The 15,222-nt window shown below is 65.5% G+C and carries 15 protein-coding genes; 14 read left to right on the forward strand and 1 reads right to left on the reverse strand.

Going from position 1 to position 15,222, the window contains the following annotated elements; genetic code table 11:
- Position 1: 1 nt before the first annotated feature.
- Positions 2–256 carry a GlsB/YeaQ/YmgE family stress response membrane protein gene (locus BCV67_RS10370; protein WP_062170625.1) on the reverse strand — a complete coding sequence of 85 codons (255 nt, stop codon included), beginning with the start codon at positions 254–256 and terminating at the stop codon, positions 2–4.
- A 102-nt stretch (positions 257–358) separates the two neighbouring features.
- Here BCV67_RS10370 and BCV67_RS10375 point away from each other — a divergent pair, with 102 nt between their 5' ends.
- From BCV67_RS10375 to BCV67_RS10440, 14 genes are all read left to right on the forward strand, one after another.
- Complete coding sequence (locus BCV67_RS10375; RefSeq protein ID WP_062170623.1) at positions 359–949, forward strand: 4'-phosphopantetheinyl transferase family protein; 591 nt, start codon at positions 359–361, stop codon at positions 947–949.
- A 114-nt stretch (positions 950–1,063) separates the two neighbouring features.
- Positions 1,064–1,702 (forward strand): 16S rRNA (guanine(527)-N(7))-methyltransferase RsmG, encoded by a 639-nt coding sequence (rsmG, locus tag BCV67_RS10380; RefSeq protein ID WP_062170621.1) that lies wholly within the window; start codon positions 1,064–1,066, stop codon positions 1,700–1,702.
- Positions 1,703–2,132: 430 nt separating this feature from the next.
- Positions 2,133–2,930, forward strand: coding sequence for a ParA family protein (locus tag BCV67_RS10385; RefSeq protein WP_062170617.1), 798 nt, complete (start codon positions 2,133–2,135; stop codon positions 2,928–2,930).
- The gene (locus BCV67_RS10390; RefSeq protein WP_062170615.1) at positions 2,930–3,844 is read left to right on the forward strand and encodes a ParB/RepB/Spo0J family partition protein; all 915 of its coding nucleotides are present in this window, start codon (positions 2,930–2,932) and stop codon (positions 3,842–3,844) included. The genes BCV67_RS10385 and BCV67_RS10390 overlap by 1 nt, the downstream gene beginning before the upstream one ends.
- A 34-nt stretch (positions 3,845–3,878) precedes the next feature.
- Positions 3,879–4,187, forward strand: a complete 309-nt coding sequence (locus BCV67_RS10395) for a helix-hairpin-helix domain-containing protein (protein WP_057630770.1) — start codon at positions 3,879–3,881, stop codon at positions 4,185–4,187.
- Between the two features lie 39 nt (positions 4,188–4,226).
- Positions 4,227–4,958 carry a suppressor of fused domain protein gene (locus BCV67_RS10400; protein ID WP_062170613.1) on the forward strand — a complete coding sequence of 244 codons (732 nt, stop codon included), beginning with the start codon at positions 4,227–4,229 and terminating at the stop codon, positions 4,956–4,958.
- Entirely contained in the window at positions 4,955–5,920 is a 966-nt protein-coding gene (locus BCV67_RS10405; protein ID WP_062170611.1) for an SDR family NAD(P)-dependent oxidoreductase, read from the forward strand. Before BCV67_RS10400 ends, BCV67_RS10405 begins: the two co-directional genes overlap by 4 nt.
- A gap of 72 nt (positions 5,921–5,992) precedes the next feature.
- Complete coding sequence (locus BCV67_RS10410) at positions 5,993–6,715, forward strand: glycosyltransferase family 2 protein (protein WP_062170609.1); 723 nt, start codon at positions 5,993–5,995, stop codon at positions 6,713–6,715.
- Positions 6,716–6,717: 2 nt separating this feature from the next.
- A complete protein-coding gene (locus tag BCV67_RS10415) occupies positions 6,718–7,053 on the forward strand; it encodes a lipid-A-disaccharide synthase N-terminal domain-containing protein (protein ID WP_062170606.1) in 336 nt (111 codons plus the stop codon).
- 109 nt (positions 7,054–7,162) lie between these two features.
- Positions 7,163–8,947, forward strand: coding sequence for a DUF885 domain-containing protein (locus BCV67_RS10420; protein ID WP_062170604.1), 1,785 nt, complete (start codon positions 7,163–7,165; stop codon positions 8,945–8,947).
- 328 nt (positions 8,948–9,275) lie between these two features.
- Positions 9,276–9,659 (forward strand): hypothetical protein, encoded by a 384-nt coding sequence (locus BCV67_RS10425; protein WP_062170602.1) that lies wholly within the window; start codon positions 9,276–9,278, stop codon positions 9,657–9,659.
- 52 nt (positions 9,660–9,711) lie between these two features.
- Positions 9,712–10,992 carry a TolC family protein gene (locus BCV67_RS10430; RefSeq protein ID WP_062170600.1) on the forward strand — a complete coding sequence of 427 codons (1,281 nt, stop codon included), beginning with the start codon at positions 9,712–9,714 and terminating at the stop codon, positions 10,990–10,992.
- Between the two features lie 38 nt (positions 10,993–11,030).
- The gene (locus BCV67_RS10435; RefSeq protein ID WP_428999515.1) at positions 11,031–11,993 is read left to right on the forward strand and encodes an efflux RND transporter periplasmic adaptor subunit; all 963 of its coding nucleotides are present in this window, start codon (positions 11,031–11,033) and stop codon (positions 11,991–11,993) included.
- A gap of 29 nt (positions 11,994–12,022) precedes the next feature.
- Complete coding sequence (locus tag BCV67_RS10440; RefSeq protein WP_062171926.1) at positions 12,023–15,190, forward strand: efflux RND transporter permease subunit; 3,168 nt, start codon at positions 12,023–12,025, stop codon at positions 15,188–15,190.
- Positions 15,191–15,222 lie beyond the last annotated feature (32 nt).

The raw sequence follows: 15,222 nt of genomic DNA on the forward strand, positions 1-15,222 counted from the left end.
TTTAACGCACGCTTTTGCGGGTAAACAGATTGACGATTGCCAGCAATACCACCGCGCCAACTAGTGACAACAGGAAGGAGCGCACGGTGATTGCGCCATTGATGCTGCCGCCGCTGAAGAAGAAGCCGGCAATCAAGGCCCCGATGATGCCCACCACGATGTTCAGGATGATGCCCTGCTGCGCATCGCGGCGCATGATGATGCTGGCCAGCCAACCCACGACGCCACCAACAATCAGCCAGATGATGATGCCCATGCGCGAACCTCCCTGCCAAAATGCACCCCGTAAGGTGCGGTGGCGACAGTCAACCCGCAATGGCGTTAAGAACGTGTTTGTCTGTGATAGAGCGTGTGAAGCATGAGCCAGGCGGATCGCAACTGGCGGTTTGGTCCGGTCGAGGTCTGGCTGCTGCCGCACACCGCCGGCGCCCGTGGTGAGCCGCAGGCGCGTGAGCTGCTGGCCGGCGTCTTCGGCACCACGCCGCAGGCCTTGCCGCTGACCCGCGATGAGCGCAGTCGCCCTTGGTTGATTGGTGAGCTGGCGCATTACGGCACCGGCTGGAGCCATAGCGGCGGCCATCTGCTGGTCGCGTTGGGCGAGGGTGCGCGGCTGGGCGTGGACTTGGAACGGCAGCGCCCGCGCCGGCAGATGCGCGAGGTGATCCGGCGGTTCTTCCACCCTGATGAGATTGCGTGGCTGCAAGGGTTGGATGACGCTGGCTGCGAGCACTGGTTTTTCCGTGTGTGGTGCGCCAAGGAAGCGCTGCTCAAGGCGCACGGGCACGGTATCTCGTTCGGGCTGGAGAAGCTGCGTTTTGCGCCGGATGCGGACGGCGTACTGCAGCTGGTGTGGTGCGATCCGGGCCTGGGCGATGCCGCCCGCTGGCACCTGCACGAGTGGCAGGCGACCGAGGATTTCCGCGCCGCACTGGCGTGGTACCCCTTGTGAGCAGGAACGAGTGAGCAGGAACCAGTAACCAGAGAAGGCGCTGCGTCTGACCTTGCTCCTTCTCGTTCCTCGTTCCTGCGCCCTAGTTCCTGGCTCTTTGCGATAATCCCCGCCATGAATGACACCACTCTCCCGCGCGAAGTCGCCAGCGACCTCGACCACGGCCTGAAGGCCATGGGCCTGGATGCCGCCTTGGCCCAGCCCCTGTTGGCCTACCTGACCCTGCTGGTGCGCTGGAATCGCACCTACAATCTCACCGCCATCCGCGACCCGCGCGAAATGGTCACCCGCCATCTACTCGATTCTCTGGCCATGGCCGAGCATGTCAGCAGCGGCAGCCTGGCCGATCTGGGCACCGGCCCCGGCTTGCCGGGCATCCCGCTGGCCATCACCCATCCGCAGTTGCAGGTCACCCTGGTCGAAAGCAATGGCAAGAAGGCCCGCTTCATGCGTGAGGCCGTGCGCCAGCTTGGCCTGGGCAATGCCCGCGTGGCCGAATCCCGTGCCGAGGCGCTGGACGAGCCGGGCGCCTATGACAACCTCACCGCCCGCGCCATGGACACGTTGGCTGGCATCATCGAGGTCGGCGGCCACCTGCTGCGCCCCGGCGGCCAGCTGCTGGCGATGAAGGGCGTCTACCCGCACGAAGAGATCGCCCAGCTGCCGCCCGGCTGGCAGGTACTGGAAGTGCGCCCGCTGCAGGTGCCAGGCCTGGTCGGCGACCGCCATCTGGTGGTTGTGGAGCGCAAGTAAGCAGGCGGGGGCGTAGTGCCGAGCCATGCTCGGCAAGGGGCTTTACCAGCCAAAGCTGCCCTCACCCCAACCCCTCTCCCAAAGGGAGAGGGGCTAAAACGGTAGTGCCGAGCCATGCTCGGCAGGGGCTTTACCGGCCAAAGCTGCCCTCACCCCAACCCCTCTCCCGCAAGCGGGAGAGGGGCTTTGAGCAAGAGCGGGGCGGGTAGTGCCGAGCCATGCTCGGCAGGGGCTTTACCAGCCAAAGCCAAAAGCCACCCCTCCCCAACCCTCTCCTTGGCTTGGCCAAAGGGAGGGGGCAGCCGCAAAAGCGGAGCAAATCAGGGCGACTTCCCGGCCCAAAGCCGCCTGTTGCCCGGAAACCGATTTCCGCCTGCGCGCCGCTACCCCCATAATGACCAGTCCAACTTCGCCAACGAGGCTCTCCTGCATGGCTCGCATCATCGCCATCGCCAACCAGAAAGGCGGCGTCGGCAAGACCACGACGGCTGTCAATCTGGCTGCTTCCCTTGCCGCCGCACCCAAACGTGTGCTGCTGGTCGACCTGGACTCGCAGGGCAACGCGACCATGGGCAGTGGCGTGGACAAACGAGAAGTGGCAGCGTCCACCTGTGACCTGCTGCTGGGCGAGAACACTGCAGCCGAGGTGCGTGTCACCACGCCCGAGGGCTTCGACCTGCTGCCAGGCAACATTGACCTGACCGCCGCCGAGATCCAGCTGATGGACCAGAGCGAGCGCGAGCAGCGGCTCAAGCGCGCGCTGGCGCCCATCCGCGATGAATACGACTACATCCTTATCGACTGCCCGCCGGCGCTGTCGCTGCTGACCCTCAATGCGCTGGCCGCCGCCGATTCGGTGATCGTGCCGATGCAGTGCGAGTACTACGCGCTGGAAGGCCTGAGCGCGCTGGTCGAGACCATCGACGCGCTGAAGATCAACCTCAACCCGGCGCTGGAAATCGAAGGCGTGCTGCGCACCATGTTCGACGTGCGCAACAACCTGGCCAATGCGGTGTCGGCGCAGCTGACCGAATACTTTGGCGACCGCGTGTTCCGCACCATCGTGCCGCGCAATGTGCGCCTGGCCGAGGCGCCCAGCCATGGCCAGAGCATCGTCGGCTACGACCGCGCCTCGCGCGGTGGCGTGGCCTACCTGGGCCTGGCCGGCGAGATCATCCGCCGCAACAATGAAAGCAAGCAGCCCTCCCGGGCCGTGGAGGCTGTCTGATGAGTGCGGCGAAAAAGCGCGGTCTTGGCCGTGGTCTTGATGCATTGCTGGGCCCCAAGGGCGCAGTAACCCCGGTCACCGTCGCTGCGGTTTCCGAGCCGCAACCGGGCGAAGTGCTGCGCAAGCTGCCCATCGACCAGCTGCAGCCGGGCAAGTACCAGCCGCGTCGCGACATGGACGAAGGCAAGCTGGCCGAACTGGCCGAGTCGATCAAGGCACAGGGCATCATCCAGCCCATCCTGGTGCGCCAGATCGAAGGCGGCCGCTACGAAATCATCGCCGGTGAACGCCGCTGGCGCGCCTCGCGCCTGGCCGGGCTGGACGAAGTGCCGGCCGTGGTGCGCGAGCTGGAAGACCGCACCGTCATCGCGATGGCGCTGATCGAGAACATCCAGCGCGAAGACCTCAATCCGCTGGAAGAAGCCGAAGCGCTGGCGCGGCTGGTCAGCGAGTTCTCGTTGACCCACGCCGAAGCGGCGCAGGCGGTTGGCCGCTCGCGCGCCTCGGTGTCCAACCTGCTGCGCCTGATCGATCTGCCGATCGGCGTGCGCGTGCTGCTGGAAACCCGCCGGCTGGAAATGGGCCATGCCCGCGCGCTGCTGACGCTGGCGCCGGAACTGGCCACCAAGCTGGCCGAAGAGGCCGCCGAGCAGGGCTGGTCGGTGCGTGAAGTGGAACACCGCGCGCAGCAGTTTGCCGCCGGCAAGGTGCCGGGCGCGCGCAAGGCCAAGCCGTCGCCGAGCGCGCCGCAGGCCGATATCGCATCGCTGGAAACCGAGCTGTCCGAATCGCTGGGCGCCAAGGTGGCGATCAGCCACGGCCGCGGCGGCAAGGGCAAGCTGGTCATCCATTACACCGATCTGGACACGCTGGACGGCGTGCTGGAGCGTCTGCGCGTCCGCCAGAACGGCTGATGCAGTTCTTCCCCAACGAGGTGAACGCAAGGCAATGAACCCCACCAAGGTCGACCGCAATCATCTATTGCGTCTGACCGACCTGCCGAATGTCGGGCCGGCCTGTGAAAAGGATCTCCGTCTGATCGGAATCCGAGTCCCCGCGCATCTGCGCGGGCGTGATGCCTACGATATGTACGCGCAGCTGTGTCTGAAGACCGGCGTGGTGCATGATCCGTGCGTGATCGACGTGTTCCTGTCGGTGCTGCGTTTCATGGGCGGCGAAGCGCCGCAGCCATGGTGGGCGTACAGCAAGGAACGCAAGGAAACCCTGGCCAAGGAAGCGCCGCTCACCATGTGGTGAGGCAGGGGCGATGCTCGTGGCCACCAACCGGAGCAGTGCATGGGCAAGGTAAGCGAACAGATCAGCCCGGGCGGCAGCCGCATCCTCAGCCATGCGCAGGGCAGCGACTTCGCGCCCGCGCGTGGGCATGCCCATGCCGATGCGATCAGCGCGCATGTCGAGCACCATCTCGGGCCGGTTTCGAATGTGCTGCACGAGATCGTCGCCGATACCGTGCAGGTGGATGTGCTGGTGGTGCCGCCGGGCGCGGACTGCCCGAATACCCGTCTGGTCACCTGCGGCATGAGCGCGCTGCCGATGCAGCTGCCCGATGATGTGGACGCCTCGCCCTTTCTGGAGCTGATGCTGACCCTGCCGGGCCACTGGCCGCTGGAGCATGCCCAGCTGCAGGACGAGCGCAATTACTGGCCCATCCGCCTGCTCAAGACGCTGGCGCGGCTGCCGCACAGGCACAACACCTGGCTGGGCTTGACCCATACCGTGCCCAATGGCGATCCGGCGCAACCGTACGCGCCCCGCGTGGCGTTCGATGGTGCGATTCTGCTGCTGGCGCTGTCGGCACCGGAGGATTTCGACACCCTGGTGGTCGATGACGACACCAGCATCGAATTCCTTTCCGTGGTGCCGCTGTACCCGCAGGAGATGGCCTTGAAGCTGCGCGAAGGTGCCGATGCGTTGATCGACCTGCTGAGTGACCACGACATCGGCGATGTCATCGAACCGGGCCGGCACAATCCGGCCCGTGAATACCTGCCTGGAATTTCTGCATGACCATTCTTGTCACCGGCGCCGCCGGCTTCATCGGCGCCTACACCTGCCAGGCACTGGCCGCACGCGGCGAGCGTGTGGTCGGGCTGGACAACTACAACGACTACTACGACCCGCAGCTCAAGCGTGACCGCGTTGCGGCGCTGTGCCCGCAGCTGGACATCCGCGCGCTGGACCTCACCGACCGCGACGGCCTGGCTGCATTGTTCGACGAAGTCCAGCCGACCCGGGTGATCCACCTGGCCGCCCAGGCCGGCGTGCGCTATTCGCTGGAAAACCCGCACGCCTACGTCGAAAGCAACCTGGTCGGCTTCGTCAACATGCTGGAGCTGTGCCGGCACCGTGGCGTACAGCACCTGGTGTATGCCTCCAGCAGTTCGGTCTATGGCAACTCGGCCACGCCGCCGTTCTCCGAAGACCAGCGTGTGGATCAGCCGCGCTCGCTGTACGCCGCCACCAAGGCCGCCAACGAGTTGATGGCCTATACCTACGCCCAGCTATACGGCCTGAAGGCCACCGGCCTGCGCTTCTTCACCGTCTACGGCCCCTGGGGCCGGCCGGACATGGCGCCGCTGCTGTTCTCGCGCGCGGTGCTGGCCGGGCGCAGCATCGATGTGTTCAACGACGGCCATATGCGGCGCGACTTCACACATGTTTCCGACATCGTCGCCGGTATCCTCGGGGCGCTGTCGCATCCCTCCGCCCAGGCCACACCTCACCAGGTGTTCAACCTGGGCAACCACACCCCGGTGGAGCTGGAACATTTCATCGACGTGATCGCCGCCGCCGCGGGGCACCCAGCGCACAAGGTCTACAAGCCGATGCAGCCGGGCGACATGGTGGAAACCATGGCCGATACCTCGCGCGCACAGGCGGCCTTCGGCTATGCGCCGAACACGCCGATCGAACTGGGCCTGCCGCCGGTGGTGGAGTGGTGTCGCAGTTACTTCGGGTCGCGCGCCTGACTCACCTTCCGCTAAGTTGAGGTTTGGAAAATGCGTGACCTTTCTTCAAATGCACAACCTGCGGAACCAGCAATGAACCAACCCAGCCTTTCAGTGGTTGTTCCGGTCTTCAACGAACGTGACAACGTCACCCCGCTGGTCAACGAAATCACTGCCGCCCTGCGCGGCCTGGTCGATTTCGAGATCGTCTATGTCGACGACAATTCCAAGGACGACAGCCTGCAGGTACTGCAGGCGCTGAAGACCGCCAACCCGGAACTGCGGGTGCTGCACCATGTCAGCCAGAGCGGCCAGAGCACCGCAGTGCGCACCGGCGTCAAGGCCGCGCGCGCGCCGTGGATCGCCACCCTCGATGGTGATGGCCAGAACGACCCGGCCGATATTCCCAAGCTGCTGGCCGCACGCGGCGGCGCCGAGGCGCAGGTCAAGCTGTTTGCCGGCTGGCGCGTCAATCGCCAGGATTCGGGCAGCAAGCGTTGGGCCAGCAAATGGGCCAATGCCATCCGCGCGCGCATGCTGCGCGATGACACTCCGGATACCGGCTGCGGCATCAAGCTGTTCGAGCGCGCCGCGTTTCTCGACCTGCCGTACTTCGACCACATGCACCGTTACCTGCCGGCGCTGATGCAGCGCGCCGGCTGGAAGACGGTGAGCGTGCCGGTCAACCACCGCCACCGCACCGCCGGCGTGTCCAAGTACAACAACCTGGGCCGCGCGCTGGTCGGCATCCGTGATCTGCGCGGCGTGGCCTGGCTGATCACCCGTTCCAAGCGCACGGCTGTGGAAGAGGTCTGAGCATGGAGTTCATGAACCAACCGCTGGTGTGGCTGGAGTGGACCGGCCTGCACATGTCGCCGTGGAAGCTGATCGGCCTGACCGGCGCGTTGATGTTCGGCGGCCGCTGGCTGGTGCAGTTCGTGGCCTCACGGCGCGCGGGCAAGCCGGTGATCCCGCGCCTGTTCTGGTACATGAGCGTGTTGGGCAGCCTGATGACGCTGAGCTACTTCCTGTTCTCGTCCAAGCAGGATGCGGTGGGCGTGGTGCAGAACCTGTTCCCGGCATTCACCGCCTTGTACAGCCTGCGCCTGGATATCAAGCACCGTGGCTGGCAACGTGACAAGGCCGGTCACTGAGCGGGCGACTGTGCCCAAATCCGGCGGTTTGCCGCCCGAATCCGTCTAGGTCGGGCGGCGGCTTCAATGCGATGATCGGGGTGAATGAATCACCTGGGGAATACCGATCGTGAAATCGCCGTTGACCGTTGCGCTGCTGCTCACCCTTGGCCTGAGTGCCACCCCTGCCTTTGCCGCCACAGCGTCGGCCCCGGCCACGTTGGCCACGCAAAGCCTCGATGATCAGTTCAAGGCGATCTACGAGAAGGAATGGGCCTGGCGCCAGACCGGCGGCGGTGAAGCCAGCGAGGACAGCGATGCCTCGGCCAACAGCACCAGGCTGCCGGATGTGAGCGCCGCTGCACAGCAGGCGCGGCTGAAGGTGTGGGACGAGGTGCTGGCCCAGCTCAAGGCCATCGACCCGGCCAAATTGTCGGCCGAGAACCAGGTCAACTACGCCATCTACAAATACCAGGTTGAAAGCTTGGCCGAAGAAGTGCGGCTGCGCAGCTACGAGATGCCGTTCAACTCGGATTCCTCGTTCTGGTCCAACCTCAGCTTCATGGCCAGGGGCGAGATGAAGACCGCCACGGAGTACCGCAACTACATCGCGCGCCTGAACGATGTGCCGCGTTACTTCGACCAGCAGATGGTCAACATGCGCGCCGGGCTGGCGCGGGGTTTCAGCGTGCCGCGCGCGGTGCTGGAAGGCCGCGATGTGTCCATCTCGACCGTGGCCGAATTGAAGGACCCGACCGAGTCGCCGTTGTATGAGCCGCTGAAGAAGCTGCCTTCCAGCATTCCGGCCGCCGAGCAGGCCAAGCTGCAGGCCGAGGCCCGGCAGGCCATCAGCGGCAGCGTGGTACCGGCCTTCGGCAAGCTGCTGACCTTCTACCGCGAAGAATACGTGCCGCAATCGCGCACCACTTTGGCGGCCGAAGCCATGCCCGGCGGCAAGGAGTTCTACCAGGCGCAGATCCGCGAATACGTCACCCTGGACATGAGCCCGCAGCAGATCCACGCGCAGGGTCTGTCCGAGGTCAACCGCATCCAGCAGCAGATGAACGCCATCATCGACAAGCTGGGCTTCAAGGGTAAGAGCGAGCAGACCCGCTTCGCCGACTTCCTCGAGTTCCTGCGCACCGACCCGCAGTTCTACGCCAAGACACCGGATGAACTGCTGTGGCGCGCGGCGTGGATTTCCAAACGCGTGGATGGCGTGATCGGCAAGTTCATGACCCTGCCGCGCGCGCGCTTCACCATCGTGCCGGTGCCGCCGGATATCGCCCCGTTCTGGACCGCCGGCCGTGGCGGCATGAGCACCTATTGGCTCAATACGTACAACCTGCCGGCGCGCCCGCTGTACAACCTGCCGGCACTCACCCTGCATGAGTCCGACCCGGGCCATGCGCTGCAGGGCGCACTCGCGGCCGAGCAGACCGGCCAGCCCGAGTTCCGCCGCAGCGCCTATATTTCGGCCTATGGCGAAGGCTGGGGCCTGTACACCGAAAAGCTCGGCATCGACATGGGCATCTACCAGACGCCGTACGAAGACTTCGGCCGCCTGACCTATGAAATGTGGCGCGCCTGCCGCTTGGTGATCGACACCGGCGTGCACCACTACGGCTGGGATCGCGACCGTGCAATCGCCTACCTGCGCGACCACACGGCACTGAGCGAGCATGAAGTGACCACCGAGGTGGACCGCTACATCTCCTGGCCGGGCCAGGCACTGAGCTACAAGCTGGGCGAGATCACCATCGTCAAGCTGCGCGAAAAGGCCGAGAAGGAACTGGGCGACAAGTTCGACATCAAGGGCTTCCACGACGCCGTGCTCAAGCAGGGCTCGGTACCGCTGCCGGTGCTGGAGCAGCAGATCAACGCGTATATCGCCGAGCGCAAAGCGGCGAAATAAGTGCTGTGCCCCCTCCGTAAGTGCTGTGCCCCCTCCCTTTGGCGCAGCCAAGGGGAGGGCTGGGGAGGGGTGCTGTTCGCAGAAATCTGAAGCGACAAGCCAAAGCCACCCCTCTCCCCAACCCCTCTCCCGCAAGGGGAGAGGGGCTTTGATCCAGCAGTTTGAAGCACCGCTCGGAACTGCAGCTTTGCTTCAAGCCCCTCTCCCCTTGCGGGAGAGGGGTTGGGGAGAGGGGTAGCGCCGAAGACGCAATTACCCGCACCCCACCTGAACCACCGCCCCCGCTCTGCGATTGTGTAACCCAAGCAGCACCGGCTAACCTGCGCCGATGCTGCAATCCCTGCGCCACCGCCGCCTTTACCTGTTGCGCCTGCTGATGCTCGCGCTGGTTGGCCTTGGCGTGTTCTGTACCTCGATGGCCGCCGCACTGACCGACATCCACATGCTGGCGCATACCGACATCGGCGCCGATGTGCACGAACACGATGACGCCAAGCTGGCGATGGCCCCGGATGCCGAGGACAGCGCCAACGCGCTGCTGCACGCCCTGGTGCATTGCGTGGACTGCCATGGCCACGGCGGCGTGCTGCCGACCGTGACGCCCGCCTGGATCCTGTCCTCGCCGCCGGGTCAGCAGGCTGTGGTGGCCTTGGGAACGCAAGCGGTCTCGCACCCGACCGAAAGTCTGTTCCGCCCCCCGATAGCCGTTTGACGTCCCGGCCGCTGGCCGAGCCTCACGTCCTACCTGCTATCTGGAGAAACCCATGTGGATGCGCCTGGCGGCTGTTGTCGCCTTTGCGCTGGTGCCGCGCGCGTATGCGCAGGTGCCGGCGTCTGCTGTGCCGCTGACGCTGGACGACGCCATCGTCCGCGTTGCACTTGATCACCCCGACCTGCGCCTGATCGATGCGCAGCGCCCCGTACTTGAAGCCCGCCGCGATGCCGCGCTGCTGCGTCCGCCCATGCAATTGGGTGTCGAACTCGAGAACCTGCTCGGCAGCGGTGATACCCGCGGCGTGCAGGGCGCCGAAGCTACGGTCAGCCTGTCCGGCGTACTGGAACGCGGCGACAAGCTCGACGCCCGCCGCATGCTGGCGCAGGCCAATATCGATGCGCTGGCGCCACAACGTGCCACCGCCAGGCTCGATCTGCTGGCCGAAACCGCACGCCGTTACCTTGCGGTAGCACAGGCGCAATCGGCGCTGCAGATCGCCAATACCGATATCGAACAGCGCCGCCGCGCGGTCGATGCCGCGCGCCTGCGCCTGCAGGCCGGCGCCTCGCCGGAGTCGGTGCTGTTCACTGCGCAGGCGATGCTGGCGCAGGCCGAGCTGGACCGTGACCGCGCTATCGAACAAGCCCGCACTGCGCGGCTGTCGCTGGCCGCGCTATGGGGTGCACGCTCAGCCGATTTCACGGTGGTGAGTGGCGATGCCCTGCAATTGCCGGCGCTGCGGGAGTTCGCGCAGCTCGATGATGAGCTGAAACGCGCACCCGAACTGGCCGAACTGCTCGGCGAGCAGCGCATCCGCGAAGCCCAGCTGCAATTGGTGCGCACGCGCAGCCGCCCGGATTGGAGCTGGCAGGCCGGGGTGCGCAACAGCCGCGCTGACAACGCCACCTCGCTGGTTGGCGGCTTCAGCATTCCGCTCGGCAGCGCCCGCCGTGCCGCACCGGAAATCCGCGAGGCCGAGGCTGACCTCGCGCTGTTGCCTTACCAGCGCCAGGCGCGCCAGCAGCAGCTCTACGCCACCTTGGCCGAGGCCCACGGCCGCTACGTCACCGCACGCCTGGAAGTGCAGCGCATGCAGGCCGATGTATTGCCGCAGCTGCAGAAGGCCGAACGCGCCGCAGAACGTGCATGGCGCGCCGGTGCCGCCAGTTACATGGAGTGGGCACAGCTGCAGGCCATGCGTATCGAGGCGCGCCAGCGCCAGTTGGATGCGGCCATCACCGCACACACCGCGCTGATCGAAATCCAGCGTCTTACCGGCCAGGGCATGTTGGCCACCGATGTAACCGTTGCCGTGGAGAACGCACGATGAGCCGTCCGATGAATGTTGTAGCTGCCGGCGTGCTGGCAATGAGCCTGTTGTTGGTGGGTTGTGGCAGCAAGCCCGAGGCTGGCGCCGCCACCACGGCAGTCGAAGCAGATCACGGCCATGACGAAGAGAAGGCCGGTGTTGAGGCCGCCGGTCACGCCCACGAAGAAGGCGAAGAAGCCGAGGCCGACAGCACCACCATCAAGGCAGCGATGGCTGAACAATCCGGCATCCGCAGCGCGGCCGCGCAGGCCGGCACCATCGCCGATGAGCACGAAGTGCAGGGCCTGCTGACGCCGGTGGATGGGCGCGTGGCGCAGGTGATGGCGCGTTTCCCGGGGCCGATCCGTGCGCTGCGTGCAAACGTGGGTGATCGCGTCAGCGCCGGCCAGACCCTGGCCAGCATCGACAGCAACCTCAGCCTGACCACCTACAGCGTCAGTGCACCAATCAGCGGCGTGGTGTTGTCGCGGCAGGCGCAGGTGGGTGCAGTGGCGGGCGAGGGAACGCCCTTGTTCGAGATCGGTGACCTGTCCGAGCTGTGGGTGGACCTGCATATCTTCGGCAACGACACCCAGCACATCACCGCCGGCGTACCGGTCACCGTCACCCGCATGACCGATGGCGTCAGCCAGAGCACCACGCTGGAACGCGTGCTGCCAGGCACCGCCACTGCAAGCCAGAGCACCGTGGCCCGCGCCAGCGTGCGCAATGACGATGGCCTGTGGCGGCCAGGTGCCGCAGTGAAGGCCCGCATCGTCGTGGCGATGCAGCCGGCAGCAGTGGTTGTGCCCTTGTCGGCCTTGCAGACCATGGAAGGCCGCGATGTCGTGTTCGTGCGCGATGGCGATACCTATACCGCGCGGCCGGTGACGCTGGGCGCACGTGATGCGGGCAAGGTCGAGATCAAGGACGGCCTGCGAGTTGGCGAGCAGGTCGTGGTCGAGCAGAGCTATGTGATCAAGGCCGATCTGGGCAAGGCGGGGGCCGCGCATGAGCATTGATTGCCGTAGCCAACGCGGAGGGCGCCAACATGCTTGAGCGCATCATCCGCAGTGCCATCGCCCATCGCTGGATGATGATGGTGCTTACCCTGGCGCTGATCGCGATCGGCAGCTGGAGTTTCACCCGCCTGTCCATCGATGCCACGCCGGACATCACCAACGTCCAGGTGCAGATCAATACCGCTGCCGATGGCTATTCGCCCTTGGAGAGCGAGCAGCGCATCACCTATCCGGCGGAAACGGTGATGGCGGGCTTGCCCAAACTTGAACAGGTGCGCTCGTTGTCGCGATACGGTCTGTCGCAGGTGACCGTGGTGTTCAAGGACGGTACCGATCTGTACTTCGCCCGCCAGCAGGTAGCCGAGCGCCTGCAGCAGGTTAAGTCGCAGTTGCCCGAAGGCCTGGACCCGCAGCTGGGGCCAATTGCCACCGGCCTGGGCGAGATATTCATGTACACCATCGACGCCGATCCAAAAGCGCGCAAACCCGATGGTTCGGCGTATACCGCCACCGACCTGCGCACGCTGCAGGATTGGGTGGTGCGGCCACAGCTGCGCAACGTGCCGGGCGTTACCGAGGTCAATACCATTGGTGGCTATCAGCGCCAGATCCATATCACCCCGGATCCGGCCAAGCTGCGTGCGTTGGGCTTCACCCTGGATGATGTTGCCGAAGCGGTGGAAGGCAACAACCAGAACATCGGTGCCGGCTACATCGAGCGCAACGGCCAGCAGTTCCTGGTGCGGGTGCCGGGGCAGGTGGCCGGGCTGGAGGAGATCGGCAATATCGTGCTGGCGCGGCGCGAGGGCGTGCCCATCCATGTGCACGATGTGGCCGAGGTGGGCGAAGGTCCGGAGCTGCGCAGCGGTGCCGCCACCCAGAACGGCCACGAAGTGGTGATGGGCACGGTGGTGATGCTGGTCGGTGCCAACAGCCGCGAGGTGGCGCAGGCCGCTGCGGCCAAGCTGGAACAGGCGCAGCGCAGCCTGCCCGAAGGGGTCACCGTCACCGCCAGCTATGACCGCACCGCGCTGGTTGATCGCACCATCCAGACCGTCGCCAAGAATCTGCTGGAAGGCGCGTTGCTGGTGATCGTGGTGTTGTTTCTGTTGTTGGGCAATTTCCGTGCGGCGTTGATCACCGCCGCGGTGATTCCGTTGGCGATGTTGTTCACCCTGACCGGCATGGCACGCGGCGGCGTATCGGCCAACCTGATGAGTCTGGGTGCGCTGGATTTCGGCCTGATCGTCGATGGCGCGGTGATCATCATCGAGAACTGCCTGCGCCGCTTTGGCGAACGCACGCACGCGCTGGGCCGCGCCATGACCCGCGAGGAGCGCTTTGCTGAAACCGCCAGCGCCACCGCCGAAGTCATCCGCCCCAGCCTGTTCGGCCTGGGCATCATCACCGCGGTGTACCTGCCAATCTTCGCCCTGACCGGCGTGGAAGGAAAAATGTTCCACCCGATGGCGATCACCGTGGTGTTGGCGCTCAGCGGCGCGATGCTGCTGTCCTTGACCTTCGTGCCGGCGGCGATTGCGATGTTCCTCGGTGGCCGCGTCGAGGAGAAGGAAAATCGCTTGATGGCCTGGCTGCGTGCGCGCTACGAACCCTTGCTGGCTTGGGTGATGCGGCGCGGACGCTGGGTGGTTGCCGGTGCCTTGGTGTTGGTGATCGGCTGCGGTGTATTGGCAACGCGGCTGGGCAGCGAGTTCGTGCCCAATCTGGACGAAGGCGATGTCGCCATGCATGCCATGCGCATCCCCGGCACCAGCCTGAGTCAGTCGGTGAACATGCAGAAGCAGGTGGAAGCGCGCCTGCAGCAGTTGCCGGAAGTGGACAAGGTGTTCTCCAAGATCGGCACGCCGGAGGTCGCCTCCGATCCGATGCCGCCGTCGGTGGCAGACACCTTCATCATGATGAAACCACGCAAGCAATGGCCGGACCCGCGCAAGCCGCGTGCGCAGCTGCTGGCCGAACTGGAAGCCGCAGTAGAGGAGTTGCCGGGTAACAACTACGAGTTCACCCAGCCGATCCAGATGCGCATGAACGAGTTGATCTCCGGCGTGCGTGCCGACGTGGCGGTGATGCTGTTTGGTGACGACATGGACATGCTGGCGCAGGTAGGCCAGCGCATCGTCGCGGTCGCCGGCAAGGTGCCGGGTGCGGCCGATGTGCGGCTGGAGGAAACCAGTGGCCTTCCCTTGCTGACGGTCACGCCGGATCGCGCGGCCTTGGCCGGCTACGGGCTCAATCCTGGCCAACTGCAATCCACGGTTTCAACGGCGGTGGGCGGGCGTGTGGCCGGGCAGCTGTTCGAAGGTGACCGACGCTTCGACATTGTCGTGCGCCTGCCCGAAGCCATCCGCCAGGACCCGGCGGCATTGGCGGATCTGCCGGTATCGCTGGAACCGGCGCTTGCCCAGGACAGTGCCGACGAATCCAGTCGCGCAGGGGGTTGGCGCAGTGGCGATGCACGCACGGTACCGCTGCGTGAGTTGGCGCGGATTGAAAGCAGCGAAGGCCCGAACCAGATCAACCGCGACAACGGCAAACGCCGCATCGTCATCACCGCGAATGTGCGTGATCGCGATCTTGGTGGCTTCGTCAGCGAGCTGCAGCAGGCCATCGACGCACAGGTCAAGGTACCGGCAGGCTACTGGGTGGAATACGGCGGCAGCTTCGAGCAGCTGATCTCGGCCAGCCAGCGCCTGGCGGTGGTGGTGCCGGTGACCTTGCTGCTGATCTTCGCGCTGCTGTTCTGGGCATTCGGTTCGGCCCGCGATGCAGGCATCGTGTTCAGTGGCGTACCCCTGGCACTGACCGGTGGCGTGCTGGCGCTGGCACTGCGTGGCATTCCGCTGTCGATCTCGGCCGGCGTCGGTTTCATCGCGCTGTCCGGCGTGGCGGTGCTCAACGGCCTGGTGATGATCAGCTTCATCCGCCACCTGCGCGAACAGGGCCGCAGCCTGGACGTGGCCGTGCGCGAAGGCGCACTGGGCCGCCTGCGGCCGGTGCTGATGACTGCACTGGTGGCATCGCTGGGCTTCGTACCGATGGCCTTCAACGTGGGCGCCGGCTCGGAAGTGCAGCGGCCACTGGCAACCGTGGTGATCGGCGGCATCGTGTCCTCGACGCTGCTGACTCTGCTGGTATTGCCGGTGCTGTACCGCTGGCTGCATCGCGACGGCAGGTGACGCGATGGGTTTGTAAGGTTCTCCCTGACATG

This window comes from Stenotrophomonas nitritireducens, assembly GCF_001700965.1.
GTDB classification, from domain to species: domain Bacteria; phylum Pseudomonadota; class Gammaproteobacteria; order Xanthomonadales; family Xanthomonadaceae; genus Stenotrophomonas; species Stenotrophomonas nitritireducens_A.